Source organism: Tumebacillus algifaecis (assembly GCF_002243515.1).
GTDB classification, from domain to species: domain Bacteria; phylum Bacillota; class Bacilli; order Tumebacillales; family Tumebacillaceae; genus Tumebacillus_A; species Tumebacillus_A algifaecis.
Genome location: NZ_CP022657.1, coordinates 790,910 through 812,199, shown reverse-complemented (window position 1 = coordinate 812,199; position 21,290 = coordinate 790,910). Strand labels below are relative to the sequence as shown.

At 53.4% G+C, this 21,290-nt stretch carries 20 protein-coding genes; 6 read left to right on the top strand and 14 right to left on the bottom strand.

The features are described from left to right. Positions 1-289: 289 nt before the first annotated feature. From CIG75_RS03550 to CIG75_RS03515, 7 genes are all read right to left on the bottom strand, one after another. Positions 290-1,447, bottom strand: a complete 1,158-nt coding sequence (locus tag CIG75_RS03550) for an ABC transporter permease (RefSeq protein WP_094235413.1) — start codon at positions 1,445-1,447, stop codon at positions 290-292. A gap of 13 nt (positions 1,448-1,460) precedes the next feature. Next, positions 1,461-2,465, bottom strand: coding sequence for an ABC transporter permease (locus tag CIG75_RS03545; protein WP_157729361.1), 1,005 nt, complete (start codon positions 2,463-2,465; stop codon positions 1,461-1,463). After that, on the bottom strand, positions 2,444-2,680 hold the full coding sequence (locus CIG75_RS03540; protein ID WP_094235411.1) for a hypothetical protein: 237 nt from the start codon (positions 2,678-2,680) through the stop codon (positions 2,444-2,446). Before CIG75_RS03540 ends, CIG75_RS03545 begins: the two co-directional genes overlap by 22 nt. A gap of 12 nt (positions 2,681-2,692) precedes the next feature. Further along, positions 2,693-3,622, bottom strand: a complete 930-nt coding sequence (locus tag CIG75_RS03535; RefSeq protein WP_094235410.1) for an ABC transporter ATP-binding protein — start codon at positions 3,620-3,622, stop codon at positions 2,693-2,695. A 130-nt stretch (positions 3,623-3,752) separates the two neighbouring features. Then, the gene (locus CIG75_RS03530; protein WP_094235409.1) at positions 3,753-4,439 is read right to left on the bottom strand and encodes a response regulator; all 687 of its coding nucleotides are present in this window, start codon (positions 4,437-4,439) and stop codon (positions 3,753-3,755) included. Next, positions 4,436-5,668: a sensor histidine kinase gene (locus tag CIG75_RS03525; RefSeq protein WP_157729360.1), complete on the bottom strand. Its 1,233-nt coding sequence runs from the start codon at positions 5,666-5,668 to the stop codon at positions 4,436-4,438. The genes CIG75_RS03530 and CIG75_RS03525 overlap by 4 nt, the downstream gene beginning before the upstream one ends. A gap of 1,033 nt (positions 5,669-6,701) precedes the next feature. Next, entirely contained in the window at positions 6,702-7,289 is a 588-nt protein-coding gene (locus tag CIG75_RS03515) for a GNAT family N-acetyltransferase (protein WP_094235406.1), read from the bottom strand. An 821-nt stretch (positions 7,290-8,110) separates the two neighbouring features. Here CIG75_RS03515 and nfsA point away from each other — a divergent pair. Further along, complete coding sequence (gene nfsA / locus CIG75_RS03505) at positions 8,111-8,848, top strand: oxygen-insensitive NADPH nitroreductase (RefSeq protein ID WP_094235405.1); 738 nt, start codon at positions 8,111-8,113, stop codon at positions 8,846-8,848. A 44-nt stretch (positions 8,849-8,892) separates the two neighbouring features. Here nfsA and CIG75_RS03500 read toward each other — a convergent pair whose 3' ends face one another. From CIG75_RS03500 to CIG75_RS03480, 5 genes are read right to left on the bottom strand one after another with little or no spacing between them, the layout of a single operon-like run. Further along, positions 8,893-9,426 carry a chromate transporter gene (locus CIG75_RS03500; protein ID WP_094235404.1) on the bottom strand — a complete coding sequence of 178 codons (534 nt, stop codon included), beginning with the start codon at positions 9,424-9,426 and terminating at the stop codon, positions 8,893-8,895. Positions 9,427-9,462: 36 nt separating this feature from the next. Continuing rightward, complete coding sequence (locus tag CIG75_RS03495) at positions 9,463-9,951, bottom strand: chromate efflux transcriptional regulator ChrS (RefSeq protein ID WP_094235403.1); 489 nt, start codon at positions 9,949-9,951, stop codon at positions 9,463-9,465. A 35-nt stretch (positions 9,952-9,986) separates the two neighbouring features. After that, positions 9,987-10,886 (bottom strand): ABC transporter permease, encoded by a 900-nt coding sequence (locus CIG75_RS03490; protein ID WP_094235402.1) that lies wholly within the window; start codon positions 10,884-10,886, stop codon positions 9,987-9,989. After that, positions 10,883-11,839 carry an ABC transporter permease gene (locus tag CIG75_RS03485; protein WP_094235401.1) on the bottom strand — a complete coding sequence of 319 codons (957 nt, stop codon included), beginning with the start codon at positions 11,837-11,839 and terminating at the stop codon, positions 10,883-10,885. Before CIG75_RS03485 ends, CIG75_RS03490 begins: the two co-directional genes overlap by 4 nt. 35 nt (positions 11,840-11,874) lie before the next feature. Next, on the bottom strand, positions 11,875-13,428 hold the full coding sequence (locus CIG75_RS03480) for an ABC transporter substrate-binding protein (RefSeq protein ID WP_094235400.1): 1,554 nt from the start codon (positions 13,426-13,428) through the stop codon (positions 11,875-11,877). 186 nt (positions 13,429-13,614) lie between these two features. On the opposite strand from CIG75_RS03480, the gene CIG75_RS03475 reads away from it, so the two are divergent. The 5 genes from CIG75_RS03475 to CIG75_RS03455 all read left to right on the top strand — a co-directional run bounded on the left by CIG75_RS03475 (position 13,615) and on the right by CIG75_RS03455 (position 19,254). Then, the gene (locus CIG75_RS03475) at positions 13,615-14,607 is read left to right on the top strand and encodes an ABC transporter ATP-binding protein (RefSeq protein WP_094238317.1); all 993 of its coding nucleotides are present in this window, start codon (positions 13,615-13,617) and stop codon (positions 14,605-14,607) included. After that, positions 14,604-15,566, top strand: a complete 963-nt coding sequence (locus CIG75_RS03470) for an ABC transporter ATP-binding protein (RefSeq protein WP_094235399.1) — start codon at positions 14,604-14,606, stop codon at positions 15,564-15,566. The genes CIG75_RS03475 and CIG75_RS03470 overlap by 4 nt, the downstream gene beginning before the upstream one ends. Positions 15,567-15,581: 15 nt before the next feature. Beyond that, positions 15,582-17,192, top strand: coding sequence for a gamma-glutamyltransferase family protein (locus CIG75_RS03465; RefSeq protein WP_094235398.1), 1,611 nt, complete (start codon positions 15,582-15,584; stop codon positions 17,190-17,192). 152 nt (positions 17,193-17,344) lie between these two features. Continuing rightward, entirely contained in the window at positions 17,345-18,079 is a 735-nt protein-coding gene (locus CIG75_RS03460; RefSeq protein WP_094235397.1) for an ABC transporter ATP-binding protein, read from the top strand. Then, a complete protein-coding gene (locus tag CIG75_RS03455; protein WP_094235396.1) occupies positions 18,076-19,254 on the top strand; it encodes an ABC transporter permease in 1,179 nt (392 codons plus the stop codon). Before CIG75_RS03460 ends, CIG75_RS03455 begins: the two co-directional genes overlap by 4 nt. 67 nt (positions 19,255-19,321) lie before the next feature. Here the strand turns inward: CIG75_RS03455 and CIG75_RS03450 are convergent, their stop codons facing one another. After that, a complete protein-coding gene (locus tag CIG75_RS03450; protein WP_094235395.1) occupies positions 19,322-19,825 on the bottom strand; it encodes a hypothetical protein in 504 nt (167 codons plus the stop codon). Positions 19,826-20,233: 408 nt separating this feature from the next. Further along, positions 20,234-21,286, bottom strand: coding sequence for a low-specificity L-threonine aldolase (gene ltaE, locus CIG75_RS03445; RefSeq protein WP_094235394.1), 1,053 nt, complete (start codon positions 21,284-21,286; stop codon positions 20,234-20,236). Positions 21,287-21,290: the final 4 nt, after the last annotated feature.

Below are 21,290 nucleotides of genomic sequence, written 5' to 3'. Positions count from 1 at the left end.
TCGGTCAAACCACCCTGTGTGCAAACAGATTCCTGCGTATCATCGCTGACTTTCATTTGAAATGAGGTCTGACATCATCGCTCACTGTGCTCACCGTCGCAGAGATTGAGACTCCAAGCAGTAACAGGTCGCAAATGCCTTCCGTACGGCAAGCGGAGACGTCTTGTTGCACGACTCCACCACCGTTCTACAAGTATCGCGATCACACGCAAGTGCAGTTGCCATCTCGGGTAGCGAATGAACGGTGGAGGTCAGACCTAACGCAATCCCGGCTGGCCTTCACCACCCGCTACTCGAATTTCACACGAGTAATGCCTGCGAACAGAAACGCTGCGCCAAAGGCGAGCAACACGCCGACCTGCAGTCCAATATCGGCCAATGTTCCGCCGCGTGCGATCAGCTCAGTAAATCCTTCCATCGCCCAAGTCTGCGGCACAAAGTTGGCGATTTTCTGCATCGTTTCGGACACGATGTCGAGCGGCCAGTACACACCGCCGAGCATACAGGTGGAGATGATGACAATACTGCCGATCGCCCCTTGTTGCTCCTGCGTTTTTACGATACCTGCGATCAAGAGTCCGAGGCCGACCACACAGATGAGCAGCGCGGATACGAGTACGATCTGCGCGATCCAATCCCCCCAGATGACACCGAACAACAGCGAGGAAAGACCCATCAGAATGGCAAATTGAATCCAACCGATCAGGAAAAAGGCGAGGAGATAGCCGCTCATCACTTGGAGCCGCGAACTAGGGCTTGCGAGCAGTCGATACCAAACGCCCGTCTTGCGAGCTTCCAGGATCGTGCCCGTCACGGTGAGTAAGCTCATCATGACGAACATGATCGTAAACCCGATCGATCGCTCGCTTTTGTATTCCATCCGTTTAGCCAGGCCGTTTTGCGTGACCGTTTGCGCCTCGACGGTGATCAGCGGAGTTTCCGCTTTGGCTGTTAACGTATCGAAACGCGCTTGCCAATCTCCCCCGCCCCCAAGCTGGCTCCACGTCATTGCTGCTTGCACCTGCACCGCAGCCCTTGCTGTCACATCTTCCACCGTCCCGCGGATCGCCTTAGCGATGGCGAGGTCTGGTCCGTGGCGGAAGGTGACGTCCACTTTTTGTTTCGCGATCAATGCCGCTTCATAGCCTTGCGGGATTTCGAGAATGCCTGCGATTTTCTTATTGTGCAGAGCTGTGTCGGCCGCTGACCGTTCCATCGGACGGATGTCCAGCGATTCATCAGCTGCGATCTGGTGGCCCAGCCATTTGGACAGCTTGCTGTCATCAAGATCGACGATGGCGAGCGGCGTTTGGGAGGAGCCACCTGTCGATAAGCCACCAAAGATAAAGGTGAACAACACTGGCATCAGAAACATCATGATCCACGAACGTCGATTGCGGAACACTTTTTTGATTTCAAACATCGCCAAGGACAGTATCTGATTCATTTCGTTTTCCCTCCTATCGCGCCGCCAAGCGCCAGGTACCAAAGCTCAGCGCAGCCGCTCCAAGTGTGAGCAATACCACAAGCGGCAGATACAACGCTTGCCATTCGGTGCCTGTCATGATGTCGGTCAGACTGATCAACGCCCAAGCGTTGGGAGTGACCAGCGCCACTTTTTGCAACAGTTCGGGGAACTGTGCGAGCGGCAACATCGACCCGCCGAGGATGGAGAAGATTTGCACCCCAATTCCGGAAACCACATCGGCAGACTGCTCCGATTTTAAAACGGAAGCCAGCGCCATCGACAAGCCGGAGACTGCGACCGCATAGCTGAGTGCGATGGCGAGCGTCTGTCCGAGATTATCACCCCATTCCACGCCAAACGCGTACGTGGTGGCGATCAACAACACACCAAATTGCAACACGGCAAAAAACAGCGTTCCGAAAAATTTGCCCAGCAAGATGGACAGTTTGCTCGTCGGCGTGCTGAGCAGGCGAGACAGCGTTTCGGTAGAACGTTCGTTTAATATCGATTTTGCACCGACCGTCGCGTTGAACAGCAAGAACATCACCGCCATCGCGGCCGCATAATATTGCTTCGCCGAAACCTCTTTTTCCCCGACCGGCTTCTCGAGCACCCCCGCATTCGGATTGGTCACCGTAGCGGTGAGCTCCTCGACCACCTCATGCGCGATCTTGCCCAGGTCCTGATTGACACCACCGGACGTAGCCGCGTGCTGAGCCAGATCGCCGATGATCGCTGACGATGCGATATTGACGGCAGAGACTCGCTCCGTATAGGATTTGACAATGCTTCTCATAATCAGTGCCGTCTGCGGCTTACCGGGGTCTTGGAGCAGAGAGAGCTCCGTTTTGCCTCCTGTATTGACCTGCTCTGTAAACCCTTGTGGAATCACCAACCCGACCTGCGCAGTACCGTCTTGTACGCTCTGCTCGACAGCCGCTGGCGAATCGACCTTCGTCACCTTGATCGACCGCTTCAGGTCTTCGCTTTGCAACACGCCTTCGACCAGTTCTTTCCCGATGCCCCTTGATCTCCTTGATACACAGCCACTTCAAATTGCGGAAGTGAGCCCGACCCCTGATCGAACACTCCACCGAGCGCCGCGCCCAAAATGGCGGTCAGCACAAGCGGCATCGCGATCATCGAGAGCAGACCTTTGCGGTCGCGCATGCGAATCCGCACGTCTTTCCATGCGATTTGCCAGAGTTTCATCCCGCTCACCTCCTAATCCCGCAGCGTTCGCCCTGTCAGTTGCAGAAACACCGTTTCCAGATTTGGTTCCTGTACATCGACTGCGGCGATCTGTGCACCGTTCGCCAGCGCCGCTGTCACCACTTCCCCAAGCATCTGTCGTGCTGCTTTGGCAAACACGAGCACCGAGCGTTCTTCGACTGTAGTCATCTGCACACCGGACAAGTTGCGAAGCTGCTCAGCAATTAGGTCTGGATCGCCTTCGACGGTCAATTTGATCACCGATCCGTTGGTCAAACGGTCACACAGTTCCTGCTGGCTTCCGATGGCAATCACCTGCCCATGGTCGATGATCGCCACACGCTCACAGAGATACTCCACTTCTTCCATATAATGCGAGGTATAGATCACCGTCATGCCTTGCACGTTCAACTCTTTGACCGTCTCCAAAATGTGATTGCGCGATTGCGGGTCGATCCCTACGGTCGGCTCATCCATGATCAAAAGCTCCGGTCGGTGCATCAGCGCCGCCCCGATGTTGATCCGCCGCTTCATCCCGCCGGAAAATTGCCCGACCGCATCTTTGGCGCGGTCTGACAGGCCGACGATCGCCAACACTTCGTCGGCGCGCTTTTTCACTTCCGCACCCTTCAACCCGTACATGCGCCCCCAAAATACAAGATTTTCATACGCTGACATCGTCGGGTACAACGCGATATCCTGCGGCACCACTCCAATTTTCCCTTTTACTCCGACCGGGTTTTGCTTGACCGATTGGCCGCCGACGATCACATCACCACTGTCGATCTTCAGCAACCCGCAAATCATCGAGATGGTCGTCGATTTTCCAGCACCGTTGGGCCCGAGCAGACCGAACGATTCACCTTTTTCGACAGCGAAGGAAACGCCGCGCACCACATCACGACTGCCAAAACTTTTTGTTAACTCTTGCACTTGAATCATCACTTGCCAACTCCTTTCGTTCTCGCTTGCTGACTTCATTTTACCTCGCCGACAGCGGTCTCCCATCCCTCGTGCGATAGATCTTGCAGCATGAAAAAAGCGACCCACGGGCCGCTTGCTATGCCAAAAGTCATGTATCAAAAGAGGCCATGCCGTGGCGCACCGCATAGATCGCCGCCTGCGTCCGATCACGTAACTGAAGCTTCGAGATGATGTTGGAGACGTGATTTTTCACCGTGCCTTCGGTGATGACCAACGTATCGCCAATCTCTTTGTTGTTCCTTCCCTGCCCGAGCAATCGAAGCACCTCGCGCTCCCGTTCGGTCAAGTCATCAGCAAGCGAAGGCTGTGATGCACTTCGGCCCTGCTCTCGCTCGCCAACCGCTGTATACTCCCGCGCTTTCTTCCATTCGGCCACCACCTGTGCCGTGCTCTCCGGTGGGAGAACGATGCCACCTGCGCTCACCGTCATGATCGCTTGCACGATCACCTCGGTCGGCATATCTTTGAGCAGATAACCGCATGCCCCCTCATTTAAGGCATCGATAATCAACTCGCTGTCATTAAATGTGGTCAGCATCAGCACTTTCGTTTGTGGCAGTTGCTCGCGGATCATGCGGGCACCTTGGACCCCATCCACCTCTGGCATGCGGATGTCCATCAGCACGATGTCGGGCTCGGTCGCTTTGGCGACTTCCAGCGCTTGCCTACCATCCGCCGCCGTGCCGACCACTTCAATCTGTTCTTCTAAGCCTAGTATCGTCTTCAACCCGTCGCGCATCAGCTTCTGATCATCGACGACGATCACACGAATCATACGCTTCTCCCTCCAAACTTCCACGTTTGCTCTTGCAGCGGAAAGCTGACTTCCGTGCTAAATCCAGTCCCTTGCTGGCTGGAAAAGAGCACAGTTCCCCCAAATTCCAGCACCCGTTCCCGCAAATTGATCAAGCCAAACCCTGGCACCACTTCTGCCGTACCTGTCCCGTTGTCGAAGATGCGCAGCCGCACTTCTCGCTCCGAGACCTGCACCGAGACGCTGGCGCTCGTTGCGTTTCCGTGGCGCTTTGCATTGGTCAGTGATTCTTGGACGATGCGATAGATGGTCGGCTTCAGCGTTTCGGGCACGATCTGCAATTGCCCTTGCACTTGCAGTTGTGTCTCCAGCCCGGTCAGATCAGCAAAGTCTCCGAGCAATTGGCGCAGCGATTCCACCAGCGTGCTCTGCTGCGTTTCCTCTTCACGCAACGCCTGCACCGACAAACGCACCTGTTGCAACGCGGAGCGCGCCACATCCTCGCAACGCACCAAGATCTCCCCGCTCTGCTCCAAATCGCGTTCCTGCATTTTTCGCGCCGCCTGTAACTGCACAAGCAACGCTGTCATCGAATGTCCAACCGTATCGTGAATCTCGCGGGCGATGTGGTTGCGCTCGCGAACTGTCGTCAACATCTCTACCTGTCGAGCATATTCACGAAGGGCGCGGTGCGATTCCTCCAATTCCTCATACAACACGCCAACCTTTTCCCGCGACTGCATAAAGAAACGAATCAGTGAACCGACCAGAAAGGCAAAGATGACAAACCCCATGTTCATCCCCGTCGCCAACCAATGCAGCTTACCAATCACCTGATACTCGGCGACCAAAATGCCGCTCCAGACCAGAACCAGCGCGCTCAATGCGGTCAGCACAATCCGCTTGCTGTCGGTCACAAGCATCAAGGTCACCCCGACGATGCCGAAGAACAGTTCATAGGGATAGCCTTGTCCGAGAAAAACGATGCCAAATCCTGCCGCAAGCAGAAAATCGAGCGCGATAAACCACAACACATATTGAAAAGAGAATCGAGGAAAGGATACATGATTCACACAAAACAAACACATCGCCACGATGACATACACTTTCTGCCACCCGCTCGGGCCTTCACTGTAGAAAAAATAGGTCCCGCACAGCAACAAAATCATTGCAATCCTTGTCATCGACAACAGTCGAAACGCGAACGGTATCCGTTGATGCTCCGATTCGTTTCGCGCCACTAAAGACATAGGGATCACCTCACAAGTGGAACAGAATGGTAGGTCTAGCATCAGTGTAGAGTGGAAACGAGCTCCGAGGCAATGGGGAATTTGGAAAAGCGTGGAGCGAATCGCTACAGGTGGGTCTTGATTAGAATGGAAATTCGCAGGAGGAACTTGCGACTCAAACGCCTGTTGACGTTCAAATTTAATGTGCCGCTTGGATTGATCTTGCACACCGCGACCAGATAATCACACCACACTCCAGCAAGGCAACACTTTCTGTGGTGGGCTGTTACCGCTAGAATGTCACTGATCGTTGTGCCAATCGAGTGGCCAACTTCAATAATTTCTCCTACAAAAGACTCTGGATTCAGGTGCCTGTCCGACCGTTACTCTCAGCATATTTCATTTCCCGAGAAATAATTTGTCGAAAATGAACGAAGTAGCTCAGCTGTCTGTCAAATCATCTACTTTTAGAAAAACAAATCTGTCCTTTGTCTTCATATTCCTATCAGGCAAGTTCACATCTTACTTGTCTGCGAGGTCGCTCAATATCAGTAGAACATAGCTAGCCCCTCTTCTATTCTTTGCCGATGCAAATCCACTTCGCATAAGCGCTTGGGTTCACGTGCAGAATGCTCCCGCCATTGTAGAAAAATGCGCGTAATTCCCCGGCCCGCTACAGCAGTTTCAGCAGTTTCAGCAGTTTCAGCAGTTTCAGCAGTTTCAGCAGTTTCAGCAGTTTCAGCAGTTTCAGCAGTTTCAGCCTTTCAGCCTTTCAGCCTTTCAGCCTTTCAGCCTTTCAGCCTTTCAGCCTTTCAGCCTTTCAGCCTTTCAGCCTTTCAGCCTTTCAGCCGTTACGCTTCCCACGCAGGGTTGGTTGCGGTCGTCTCGAAATCAAACCATTTCCCATCCAGCGACAGCGCCTTCCTTCCTGCACTTTTCCATCTCCACCGGAGTAGCTTCTACTTCCATTGACAGAAAAGTTCTCAGTATCAACAACAGAAAGAAGCCTCGAAACATTCGAGGCCCGATTCACCTATCAGCATATGAGAACACATCAGTCGATCCAGCTTTCCAAACGAGCTTTCACGTCGGCCCATTCAGTGTCGAGAATCGAAAAATAGACGGAGTCTCGTCTGTAACCGTCTGGTAGGATGCGGTGATTGCGTAATGTCCCCTCGCGCACCGCTCCAAGACGGGCGATCGCCGCTTGCGAGCGGAGATTGCGCGCATCCGTTTTCAGTTGCACACGGATGCAACCGAGCGTTTCAAACGCATAGCGGAGCAGCAGATATTTGCATTCCGAGTTGACTTGACTGCGCCACACGCTAGGATGTAACCACGTCCAGCCAATCTCAAGCCCTCGGTGGGGAATCGAAATATCGAGATAGCGTGTGCTGCCGATGATACGATCTGTTCCCTGCTCGATGATCACAAAAACCAGCTCCGTGCCTTTCGCCACCTGTTCGATCGCTTCTTCAATAAAAAATTGCGCCTTTGCCAGCGAATCGATCGGATAGGGCAAGTACGTCCAAATTTCCTCCGCTTGGGCAGCTTCATACAGCCCTACCGCATGTTCCAGTGTGATCGGTTCCAGCCGAACATGCGACCCAGTCATGCTGATCAGCTCCAGTTTAACGCTCATCTTCCTCATCCTCTCTTCGGCCAGCAGGTTTGCCGTTCATTAGATCGGCTCCCTCCCCAATCTGGGGCAGTTCACCAGACCTGCACTTGTCCGCGACCATCTCCTGATTCCCGAGTGTTCGCAGGTACACACGCTGATTCTTCCCACTTCGTCAGTCGTCCGTAGCAGCAGTTGCACGTTCATGATCAACGCTACCTTGTGGCCTTTTGATGTAACATCGACTCTCGTTCCCTCATTATAACGTCCATTTACTACCAGTCGCAATTGCAGGTACACCCTCTGTAAATTATCCCCAAAAGAAACAACTGTACAACTCTCGGCAGGATCTTTGCACCGCTTCCAGCCATTCGTCGATCTGCGGTGCGAGGAGCAGTACCATGTTGTTATAGCTAGTAACTGCATTTGTTCCTCGTCCTCGTTCTGTCGCTCATGCCCCCTTGCGGTTCAACCGAAACGATCCGAGCTACAAGCCACTCTTTCACTCTTTCACTCTTTCACTCTTTCACTCTTTCACTCTTTCACTCTTTCACTCTTTCACTCTTTCACTCTTTCACTCTTTCACTCTTTCACTCTTTCACTCTTTCACTCTTTCACTCTTTCACTCTTTCACTCTTTCACTCTTTCACTCTTTCACTCTTTCACTCTTTCACTCTTTCACTCTTTCACTCTTTCACTCTTTCACTCTTTCACTCTCTACCACCGCACCGCCATGCGAGGAGTAGCCGTTCCCCCGCACAACAACTTCAAGTCCTTTCAAGTCAAGCGAACCGTTTCAGGCTATAATAAAAGCAAATGCTACCAACAGCCAAGGAGGAATACTCATGAACCAGACGATCGACCTGTTGCAGGGTCATCGCTCCATTCGCAAATTCAAACCAACAGCACTGACTGAAGAGCAGATCCAGACGATCGTTCACTCCGCGCAGATGGCCTCTTCCAGTTCCAACATCCAAGCGTACAGCGTCATCGGCGTCACCGATCCGGCGTTGAAAAAGCAACTCGCCCACCTCGCAGGCGACCAGAATTATGTGGAGGAGTGCGGTCTGTTCCTCGTTTGGTGCGCCGACCTCTATCGCTTGCAACAGGCTTGTGCCAAACATGGCGTGGAGATGCAAAAACAATATGTAGAAAGCTTTCTCGTCGCGACTGTCGATGTGTCCTTGGCGGCACAAAATGCGGCGTTGGCAGCCGAATCGCTGGGCCTTGGCATCGTCTATATCGGTGGCATCCGCCAAAATCCGGCCGGCGTCACCGAACTGCTCAACCTGCCGCAGTTGGTCTTCCCGGTCTTTGGCATGTGTGTAGGCGTTCCTGACCAGGAGCCTTCACCTCGTCCGCGCCTGTCCCGCGATGCGGTGTACCATGAAAATACATACCGGACAAGCCAAATCACGGCTGGCATCGACAACTACGATCAAACGATGCACGACTACTACCGCGAACGCAGCGGCGGCAAGCTCGACACCAATTGGTCGAAACAGATTTCCGAAAAATATGCCCATCCATCCCGCGCTCATCTACGCGCGTTTCTCGACGATCAAGGGTTTGGATTTGAGTAAACAAAAAGGGAAACGGCCGCTTCTCCGTTTCCCTTCTTTCTTCATTAAACAGCCGGTCTGAAAAATAGCACGCCTAGCACCATCGCCGCTAAGATCACATACACTGCGTCGATCTTCAGCCAGAAGATCGCAAGCATTGCGATCACACCCATCGCGATCGGTTTCCAGTCGATGAACGTGCCTCCTTGAGAGGACTGCCATGCCGTTTGCAAGAGAAGCACGACGACGACGGGACGAACCGCATTGATCAATCCCTTGAGGTACGGACTGTCTTTGTACGTCAACAACAGTTTGACGAGAACAATCACCGCGATCGCCGTCGGAGCCACCATACCAATCAGTGCAGAGACAGCGCCTAGAATTCCAGCAACTTTAAAGCCAACAAACGCGGACAACTTCGTCGCGATCGGCCCGGGCAAGGTATTGGCGATCGCCAGCGCGTCAGTGAATTCCTGGTCGGTCAACCAACGGTATCGCTCGACCACTTCCGTTCGAATCAAGGGGATCGCACTCGGTCCCCCGCCATACCCGAGCAGGCCTGCACGCGCCATCGAGATAAATAGGTCCCAAATGGACATACTCCTCACCTCCCTCCCAGTACAGCCATCACTGCCTTATAATTTCATACCCATTCGGCTCTTGTACCGCTTGAGCAACATCTGGCAGTCAACGCGAGATATCCCCGGCATCGCATAGAGCTTTTCCAGCAAAAACTTTTGTAACTCCTGATTGCTTGTAAAAATTCCGTGCATGTGTAGTGTGCTCGGCCCCGTCATGTGGTACAAACTGGTTACCGCTGGCTCTTTGGACAACTCCTCCGCCACATGGTCCAAAAACTGCGGTTCAATATCGACGTTGAAAAACGCCGAGACCTGAATTCCCACCTTTGCCGGGTTGATCACCACCGTGAAACGCTCAATTACGCCCGCTTCCATCATTGCATTGATTCGCGCCTGCACCGCCACTCGCGAGACGCCAATCATTTTCCCTAAATCTGTGTACGAAATCCTACCGTTTTCATGCAGTGCTTCAAGTATGTTCCTGTCGAGTTCATCCATTTCAAATGGTGGCATCTGCTCTTGCTCCGAATAGACATAGACCATAGTTCAATATCCCCCTGCTCCCATTGCTGAAATTTCTATCGCTTCAGCTTCGGATCAAGCACTTCACGAATCCCGTCCCCCAACAGGTTAAAACCGAGCACAACGAGGAAGATCGCAATCCCTGGCCAGACTGCCAGCAGTGGTTCGATGTTCAAATATCCCTGTGCGATGTGCAGCATCGAGCCCCAACTCGGCTCTTCCGGAGAGGCACCAAGTCCCAAATAGGACAGGCCCGCCTCTGCGATGATCGCCGAAGCCATCGCCAGCGTGATTTGGACCAGCAATGGGCCCATCGAGTTCGGCAACACATGCTGGAACATGATCCGCATGTTGCTCGCCCCGATCGCTTTTGCCGCCTGCACAAATTCCAGTCCCCGGACTGTCAGGACCTGTGCCCGCGTAATGCGGATAAAGGACGGTAAAAATCCGAGTCCGATCGCAACCATCGCATTTAAAAATCCACCGCCAAGCGCTGCGGCCATCGCCAGAGCCAAGATCATGGACGGAAATGCTTGCAACGCATCGACAATTCGCATGACGATCCACTCATCCCAAAAGCCGCGATAGTATCCGGTGAACAGTCCGATCGGCACGCCAATTAACACCGCAATGCCGACTGAGATCACCGCTGCTTCCAAGGAGAGACGAGACCCGTATACCAGACGGGAAAAGACATCTCGTCCCAGATCATCTGTACCAAACAGATGTCCATCTCCCGGTTTCGCGAGAATGGCATTATAATCCTGCTCATAAATGTCATGAGTGGCCAGTAAGGGAGCAAAAATGGCCGTCAGAATCAGAATCCCGATGATCAAGGCGCCAACGATCGCCAGTTTATTTTTGGCGAAGCGGCGGAAAAAGAGCCTCCATTGGCTTTCCGAAGCGGGCGCTTTCTGCACGACCGCCTCAGATTGACCGACTGCTGTTCCACTCATTGTTCCGCCCCCTTCCCAACTTTAATGCGCGGGTCGATCACCGCATACAGAATATCGACGAGTAAGTTAACGACGACAACCATCAGCGCAGACACGAGAATTGCACCTTGCACCGTTACAAAGTCGCGATTGTAAATCGATTCGATGATCAACTTACCGAAACCTGGGATCGAGAAGATCGATTCAGTGATGACCAGACCCCCCAGCAGCCCGGCCACGATCAGACCGGAAGTGGTCACGACCGGTACCAGCGCATTTTTCAGCGCGTGACGGAAGATGACAAACGACTCTTTGTGCCCTTTCGCATAGGCGGTGCGGATGTAATCGGCATGCATGACCTCCAGCAGCGCACTGCGCAGCATCCGCATCAAGATTGCCGATTCGCGCAAACCGGTCGCCAACATCGGCATGATCATCGCGGCCAAGTTTGCCAACGGATTCTCCGTAAACGGCACATAGCCAGACGCGGGAAGCCAACCAAGCTTGACCGCAAAGAAGACGATAAACATCATACCCAGCCAAAAGTGTGGGACACTCATCCCGCCCAAAGCGAAGAACGTTGAGGTGTAATCGACCCAGGAGTTCGGTCGGACCGCCGAGAGAATTCCCGCCGGTACGGCGATCAAAAGCGCGATCACAAACGTACCGAGCGTCAATTCAAGCGTGGCAGGCAAGCGCTGCCAGATCAGTTCGGCTACCGGGGTCCGATCGACCAGCGATCGACCGAGGTCGCCCTGCAACACACCGCCGAGCCATTTCAAATACTGCACCACGATCGGATCATTCAGCCCCAAGTTGGCACGCATCGCCTCGATCGCTTCCGGCGTCGCTTCCTGCCCCAAGATGACAGTCGCCGGGTCGCCAGGCAGCAGATGAAGTAGAGAGAAGACCATGATCGTTACCAATAGAATGACTGGAACAGCGAGCAACAGCCGCCTGACCAGAAATGTCATGAAAATCCTCCTCCTTTCTCAATACTCAAGCCGGATTATTTTTTCGAAAGTTTGACGGTACGGATCAAACCATCCGGCACGTAGGTGAAGCCTTCAACCGAATTGGACAGACCGAAGACGTTGTGATCATGGTAGAAGTAGATGTACGGCACTTCATCATTCAGAATGCGCATCGCTTCATCGTACTTCGCTTTGCGTTTCGCTTGATCGCCTTCTACACGCGCTTCTCCCAAAATTCGGTCAACTTCCTTGTTGCTGTAACGCGGGTAGTTGTTCGAACTGCCAGTCACTGCAAAATCATAGATGTTGAGGTCTGGGTCCGGTCGTCCGCTCCAGCCGATCGCAACCGCTTCATAGTTGGCAGTCTTCGCTTGTTCGAGCATCGTCCCGAACTCCACTTTTTCCAGGTTGACGGTGATGCCAGCTGGCTTCATCATGTTTTGGATCATTTGACCTACTTGTTGGTTGGTCGGAGAAGTACCGATCTTCAAGGTGAAGGTGAAGCCAGACTCTTTACCCGCTTTTTTCAAAAGCTCTTTTGCTTTATCAACGTTCGGTTGTTCCGATTTGTCAGAATCTCCGTATGCAAATTGGCTCTTCGCAAACGGCGAGTGGGCCGGAGAACCTGCCCCAGAGAGCACAACTTTAACGATCGCATCGCGGTCGATCAGCAGGTCAACCGCTTGGCGCAGCTCTTTGACATCAAACGGAGCTTTGGTCGTGTTCAGATGCAGACCTTGGTAACCTTGACCCGATTCGTTGATGACCGAGATCTTCGTATCATTTTTCGCATTTTCGATCTCTTTGAACGGGAATTTGTTGGTGATGTCTACTTGACCGCTCTTCAAGTTCATCAGCGCCACGTTCGCATCATTCATGATCTTGTATTCGACTTTATCGAGGTAAGGAAGGCCTTTTTGCCAATAGTTCGCGTTCTTCTCGAGCGTGATCGAAGAACCTTTTTGGCGCTCTTTATAGACGAATGGGCCAGTGCCAATCGGATGATTGAGGAAATCTTCGCCGTATTTTTCAACGCCCGCCGGGGAAACCATCATCCCTGCACGGTCGGTGAGTACAGACAGGAACGGTGCGTAAGGTTGTGACAGATCGACCTTGACGGTGTACGGATCGCTAACCGTTACTTTCTCGACCGAATTCAACTCGTTCTTGCGGTTCGACGCTTTGTCCATGTTGCGCTCAAAGTTGAACTTGACCGCTTCGGCGTTAAAATCGGTGCCGTCGTGGAATTTGACGCCTTGTTTGAGCGTAAAGGTGTAGGATTTTTGATCGGGTGAAACATCCCATTTTTCAGCCAGCATCGGGATGATGTCGCCTTTTTCATCCAGATCGACCAGTTTGTCGAAGATGCTTTGGAAGACCATGCGATCGACAAGCGCCGTGGAGGAGAACGGGTCCAGTTTCGGCGGATCTGAGTCAAGCGAGATGCTCAAAGTGCCGCCAGTTTTTTGCGCAGTGCCGCTACCTTCTGATTTCGGATCGGATGCGGCAGGTTTATCACCGCAGCCAGCGGCCAGCAGGGAGCCCGCCAAGAGGATGGAAAGTGCGATTTTACCTTGTTTAATTTTCATTTTTGTTCTACACCCTTTCATTACGATGCGTAATCAAAAACAAAGAATCGCTTTCGTTTCGTATCACTATACACGCACCGAAAAGATAAATCAATCAGAAAATTCAACCTTGACTAAACAAAAAGTTTTTGAGAAAGTATTCGTAATTCTTTTAAGAAAAAGTTGGAGAGCGGGGTCGAGATGAAGATGAACAACCTGCTGGAGATCACTGGACTAAAGACGCATTTTATTGGGGAAGGTCGCGTCAACCCTGCCGTAGACGGCGTGGATTTTGCAGTCCGCAAAGGCGAAACGCTGGGGATCGTCGGTGAATCTGGATGCGGAAAAAGCGCCACCTCACTGTCGGTCATGCGCCTGCTTCCAAAGACGGGTGCCTTGATCGCAGGCGGTGAGATCCGTTATAAAGGGAACAATCTCTTGGAGCTCTCCGAAGCTTCGATGCGCAAGGTGCGCGGAAATGAGATTGCCATGATCTTTCAAGAACCGATGACTTCGCTTAATCCGGTGTATACGATCGGACAACAGCTGTCCGAGTCGGTCATGTTGCATCTTGGTTATTCAAAACAAAAGGCGCGGGAGCATTCCGTCTCGATGTTGAAGAAGGTAAACATCCCACGCGCTGAGAAGATTCTAGATGAATACCCGCATCAGCTTTCTGGCGGGATGCGCCAGCGGGTGATGATCGCGATGGCGATGAGCTGTGAGCCGGAGCTCTTGATCGCCGACGAACCGACGACGGCGCTCGATGTGACGATCCAAGCGCAGATTTTGGATCTGATGCGCGAACTGAAAGAGAAGCAAGGCACGTCGATCATGCTGATCACACATGATCTGGGCGTCGTGGCCGAGATGTGTGACCGCGTGGTGGTCATGTACGCAGGTCAAGTGGTCGAGGAAGCGGATGTCTATACGCTGTTCGACGCTCCCGCTCACCCGTACACACAAGGCTTGATGCGCTCGATCCCCAAGATTGATCAAGATCAAGAACGACTCGATTCGATCCCAGGCAACGTACCTTTGCCAGGCTCAGTAACGAGCGGTTGCCGCTTTGCATCACGCTGCCCTTATGTGGAAGCGCGCTGCCTGGCCGAGATGCCTCCCCTCATCAAGTTGGATCATGGACAGCAATGCCGTTGTTGGTTGCATGCTGGCAACGCAGACAAGGAGGTATCCGCATGAGTGCCCTTTTAGAAGTAAAAGGATTGAAGAAATATTTTCCGATCCGCGACGGGGTCTTGTCGAAAGTGCAAAGCCATGTCAAAGCGGTCGATGATGTTTCCTTCGTAGTGCAGGAGGGTGAAACGCTCGGCATCGTCGGTGAGTCTGGCTGTGGCAAATCGACCACAGGGCGTGCGATCATGCGCTTGTCAGAACCTACGGCGGGCGAGGTCTGGTTTCAAGGCCAAAATTTGATCGAATTGAAGGACGATGCGATGCGGAAAATGCGTCGCGATTTGCAAATCGTCTTTCAGGACCCGTTTGCCTCGCTGAATCCGCGGATGACGGTCGGTGCGATCTTGGAGGAGCCGCTGAAGATTCATGGCTTGGCTTCGGCAGCTGAACGCAAAGAGCGCGTGCTGGAGATTTTGAAGATCGTCGGTCTGACCGAACAGCATGCGTCGTACTATCCGCATCAGTTCTCCGGCGGTCAGCGCCAGCGGATCGGGATTGCCAGAGCGCTGATCACCAAACCGAAGCTGGTCATCGCCGACGAGCCGGTCTCGGCGCTCGACGTGTCGATTCAATCGCAAATCTTGAACTTGATGAAAGACCTACAGGAGCAATTTGGCCTGACCTATCTCTTTATCTCTCATGACTTGTCGGTCGTGCGACACATTTCGGACCGCGTTGGCGTGATGTATCTCGGACGGCTGGTGGAGTTGGCCCCTAAAGGGCTGATGTATGCAAATCCGCTGCATCCCTATACGCGTGCGCTGATGTCGGCCGTGCCAAGTCCAAATCCGCGTGAAAAACGGGAACGCATCATTTTGACGGGCGATGTGCCGAGTCCGGCCAATCCGCCGACAGGATGTGCGTTTCATACACGGTGCCCGGTTGCGATCGAATCGTGCAAATCGGAGCGCCCGGTGATGAAAGAAACACAGGAAGGGCACTTCGTAGCCTGCCACCTGTATTAGAAAGGGGAATCTCCGATGAATTTTGATGCTTTGCATCATCCATACGGATCGAAGCGAATGACCGCATATGCTCGCAATGGGATGGTCGCTACGTCACAGCCGTTGGCGGCACAGGCGGGGTTAGAAGTTTTGCAAAAAGGCGGCAATGCGATCGATGCAGCGATCGCTACAGCTGCCGCACTTACCGTAGTCGAGCCAACTTCGAACGGGATTGGCGGCGATGCGTTCGCCTTGGTCTGGGTGAAAGGTGAACTCCACGGGTTGAATGCGAGCGGTCCAGCTCCGCAAGGGATTTCGATTGAAGCGCTGGAAAAGGCGGGCGTCAAAGAGATGCCGAAATATGGCTTTCTTCCCGTCACCGTGCCGGGAGCTCCCAGTGCGTGGGCCGCGCTGTCCGAAAAGTTTGGGCGACTGCCGCTGACCGAAGTGTTAGCCCCGGCCATTCGCTATGCGGAAGAAGGGTATCCGCTCTCCCCTATTTTGGCCTATTATTGGGAACGCGCATTTGCCACGTTCTCCAAGCAGTTGAAAGGTGAGGAATATGAGTCTTGGTTTGCAACATTTGCGCCGGACGGTCGTGCGCCGCAAGTCGGGGAGATCTGGAAGTCGCCAGGTCATGCAGAGACACTGCGACTGATCGCGGAGACGAAGGCAGAAGCTTTTTATCGCGGCGAGTTGGCGGATAAAGTGGATGCGTATTCGCGGGAGTATGGCGGATACATTCGGAAGGAAGATCTGGCAGCATATCATCCGGAGTGGGTGAAGCCGATCGGTGTGAACTATCGCGGCTATGACGTTTGGGAGATTCCGCCGAATGGGCATGGGCTGGTCGCACTGCAAGCGTTGAACATCTTGAAGGGCTATGAGTTTACGCAGCGAGATTCGGTCGATACGTATCATAAGCAAATCGAGGCGATCAAGCTGGCGTTTGCCGACGGTCAGAAGTACATCACCGATCCGACCAAGATGACCGTTCGCGTCGAGGACTTGCTGTCGGACGCTTATGCGGATGAGCGGCGCAATTTGATCGGCCACTCGGCACTGACTCCGGTCGCAGGCGAACCGCCGCGCGGTGGGACCGTCTATCTGGCGGCGGCTGACGGCGAAGGCAATATGATCTCGTTCATTCAGAGCAATTACATGGGCTTCGGCTCCGGTCTGGTCGTGCCTGGCACAGGGATCGGTTTGCAAAACCGCGGTCACAACTTCTCCCTCGACCCGACGCATGACAACCGCTTGGAGCCAGGGAAAAAGTCGTATCACACGATCATCCCAGGCTTCTTGACCAAAGGCGATCAGGCGGTCGGACCGTTTGGCGTGATGGGCGGCTTCATGCAGCCACAAGGTCACGTACAGGTCGTGATGAACACGGTTGACTTCGGACTGAACCCGCAGGCAGCACTCGATGCCCCGCGCTGGCAATGGATGAAAGATAAGCAGGTGGAGATCGAACACTCCACGCCCGATCATATTGTTCAGGCGCTGGCGGCGCGCGGTCATGGCGTGAGTTGGGCGGTCGGTTCGGGCAGTTTCGGACGCGGACAGATCATCTGGCGCAATCCGGAGACGGGCGTGCTGATGGGCGGGACAGAAGCGCGGACGGACGGATGTGTCGCTTCTTATTAGAAGCGAACACCGATAGACTTCGCTTTCTCGCTCAAGATGATCGACACATTTTATTTCAACAAAGCGGTATGCCGATCTGTTCATTCGGCATACCGCTTTTGATTTGTGTTCTGGTACAATGTGGGTACTAGATGCGCATTCAGGAGGTACATATGTTAGAAGTAACAGGATTGACCGGTGGCTATAAGGCAGACGTTCCAGTGATCAAAGATGTCGAGCTGACCGTGCAGGCCGGCGAGTTGGTTGGGATGGTCGGGATGAACGGAGCCGGAAAATCGACGGTGATCAAGCATGTGCTGGGGCTGATCGAGCCGTTGGCGGGTACAGTTTCCTTACATGGTGAGACGTTAGCGAGCAATCGGGCTTTGTTCCGGTCGCAGATCGCCTACGTGCCAGAAACGCCCAAGCTCTATCCCGAGTTGACGCTGCGTGAACATTTGCAGCTCACCGCGATGGCTTACGGGTTGGATGAAGCCGTCTACGAGGAGCGTTCGGAGCGGCTGTTGCAAATTTTTCGGATGAAGGATCATTTGGACGCATTTCCAGGGACGTTTTCAAAAGGGATGCAGCAGAAGGTGATGATCCTCTGCGCATTTTTGCTCCAGCCCGCCCTGCTGATCGTCGATGAGCCGTTTGTCGGGCTCGATCCGCTGGCGATTCATGCACTATTAGAGTTGCTGGAGGAGATGAAAGCGCAAGGGACGGGGATTCTGCTGTCCACTCATATTCTCGGCATGGCGGAAAAGTATTGCGATCGCTTTGTGATGATGAGCCGCGGTGTGGTCGCGCTGTATGGGACGATGGACGAGATGCGGGCCCAGTCCGCGATGCCTGGAGCGACGCTTGATGAGCTGTTTGTGCGTGTTGTGAAGGAGTCGTCGCAATGAGGAACTTGCCGGACTTGTTCTCCCACCGCTTGAAGACCTCCTGGACGAACGGGCTGGTCTACCTCTTGAAAGCGGGTCGCAATGTCGCCTTGCCGATGTCGGTGCCGTTTGTGGCGGTCGGAGTGGCTTTTGTCTATCGGTATTTGTTGGAATGGGTGCCCGCTTCGTTTCCCTCGGAGCTTTTCTTGGCGGTGGTGCTGGCCTACTATTTGACAAAATGCACGATCCGGACTTTCATCAAGGAGCCTGATTTGGTGTTTTTGCTACCTGCCGAGGCGCGCATGAACACCTATTTTCAACGCGCGGTGCGGTATAGCAGTTGGATGGGAGCGCTAAGTTTTACGTTTGTGATCGGGCTTGCCCTACCTTTTTACTTATTTGAAATTGGTGATCTCACAGGATTTGTCTTCGTGTGGTTGTTGCTGTTGGTCGTCAAAGTCTGGAACGTGCAAGAACAATGGCGGAGCATCGCTTGGAAACAGCCTGCTTGGCAGACCGGGCTGCGCTTTCTGGCAAATGTCGGAGTGGTGTGGTTGATCCTGCAAGGGTTCTGGTATGCGGTGTTCTTCCCAATCTTGCTGTTCCTTGTCCGCAGGCGCTGGCCGGATGGGTATCCATGGTCGGAGCTGTTCACCTTGGAGAAAAAGGTGGTGGCGAAGTATCTCGCGTTTGCCAACTTCTTTGTGGATGTGCCCGAAATTCAGAACCGTGTGCGCGAGTGGAAGCTGCGTCAGTTGCCGTGGGAACGCGGGAACCCGTATTTGTTTTTGTACACGCGGACATTTTTACGACATAGCGAGTATTCCGGGATTGCCCTGCGGATCACGCTGACTGCGTTTGTCGGGTTGTTTTTTGTGACGAATCTGTGGGTGGGACTGGGCGTGTATTTGCTGGCCCTGTATGTGACCGGGAAGCAGATGCCGAACCTCGCGACGGAGCGAAAGTATCCCGACGTACTAGCCTTATATCCGCTGGAAGAAGAGGCGAAGTTGAAGGGATATTCACAGTTAGCATTTGGCGTGATGGTCGTGCAGTCTGTGCTGTTGATCCTGCCTGTGCTGATCGCGGGGCTCCCTTGGTGGTATCTACCGAGCGGGCTGGCGCTTGCTTATCTGCTGGCGTTCTATGACCTACCGACAAGATTCCGGGAACGGATGGACGAGAAAAAAACCTGAGTCTGGTGAACGACCAGCTCAGGTTTTTTGTGTGCATGGCTCCCAGCACACTCGACTTTCGGTTCGCCTACTCGGAATGCTGGATTGCTGTGCGAATCGCCGTCGCCAGTTGTCCAGGCGCAAGGTCTTCTCCTAAGTGGATCTTCTGCTCCAGATGAACAAAGCCGCTGGGGCCTTCGTTCTTGGTGGGAACCACATAGTAGCCATCTGTAGGAGTCCAACCGACATCGACCAGTTTCATCTCGCGGATCGCCTCCGCAAAGCTACTCACGTTGAGATGTTTTTCGAGCACCGATCGTGACGAGCTGTCGTCCGGCTCAATGCTGTTCCATTCGTCCAGCGCTTGAAAGGCTTTCGCTTCTAACTTTTCATCAGAAAACCCGGCCGCCAACACATGGACGATGTCTAGATTGTACGCGCCACCCCAAAGCTTTTTTGAGGTGCCAAAAGGAATGATCAACACCTCTTCTTGTGCTGTGACATAGACCGATATCGTTTTAAAATCTATCGCTTGGCCTCTCAAGTTACGAAAGATTGTTCTGATGGAAGAAAGTTTGGGCAGACCCCACATAGCTGTTCGATCTCCTTGTTTTCGAGTTCAAGTCTCACGCCAGATGGGAAAATAGACGCTAGGACTATTTGTTTCGACAGCACGTGGCAGATGACCTCTAAGGCTTTGTTGAGACCCGCTTCCTATAGTTTCAATGCTTCGCTCACGGCTACCTATTACGCATTTGAAATCAATTAGCTTATCGTGAAAAACAACGTCTTGAAGCTGTCAATTCCAGAGACGTCTTAGTAAATATCTACTTTATGATATACTGAAACACAATAGATATTCAGTAAGGATGTGAGACAATGGAATTTCAGCCTTGGCCAGTCATAATTTTTTGGTTGCTGTCGAATGTTGCTTTTCTCGTACTGCTCTATTTTATCCTTCGCAAATATTGGAACAAATCATCGAAAAAGAAGTCCTGAGCTATACGCTCAGGACTTCTTCTTTTGACAGCACATGGCGGATGATGTCCAGTGCCGTGTCGATATCCTCTGTTGTCACGCCCGAATGGGTCACCGCACGGATGCGGCCATGTCCGAGTTCCGCGATGTTCAGACCCGCTTGGCGGCACTCTTCAACAAAGCGCTGCCACGTATATCCTTCTGCTGTGACGCGGAAGAAGACGATGTTGGTCGGGACGTCCATGTCCACTTCGATGCCTTCGATCTGGCTCAAACCTTGGGCCAGACGGCGTGCGTTCGCATGGTCATCCGCGAGGCGATCCACCATTTTTTCCAGCGCGATGATCCCAGCGGCTGCCAAGAGACCCGATTGGCGCATGCCGCCACCGAGCATTTTGCGCAGGCGGTACACTTTTTCGATAAACTCGGCCGTGCCGACCACCATCGAGCCGACCGGAGCGGACAGCCCCTTGGAGAGGCAGAATTGGATCGAGTCCGCATACTGCGCGACTTCGCAAACTGGCACGCCAAGCGCGATCGCTGCATTGAAGATGCGCGCACCGTCCATATGCACGGGCAGTCCTTTGCTGGCCGCGAACTGATGCACCTCTTCCAGATAGGATAACGGCAACACTTTGCCGCCCATCCGGTTGTGCGGGTTTTCGATGGTGATCAGCGAAGGGAGCGCAAACTGCGGGTCGCTCGTGTCGTCGGGGAAAGCTTTGGCCAAGTCTTCGATCAACAGCGTTCCGTCCGGCTGAGTCGGGATCGGCTCGTACATGATCCCGCCACAGACAGATGCGCCCGCCGCCTCGTAGATGTAGATGTCCGTCTCGTTGCCGACCAACACTTTCGAGCCGCGCGGGCAGTGCGCCATCAGCGAGGCGAGGTTGGCCATCGTGCCGCTCGGCATGAAGATGGCCGCTTCTTTGCCGAGCATTTCGGCGGCGAGCTGTTCAAGCTGTTTGACGGTCGGGTCTTCCCCGTAGATGTCATCGCCTAGCGCCGCCTTCGGAATCGCTTCGAGCATTTCTTCTGTTGGCAAGGTAAATGTGTCACTGCGTAATTCGATCATGGTG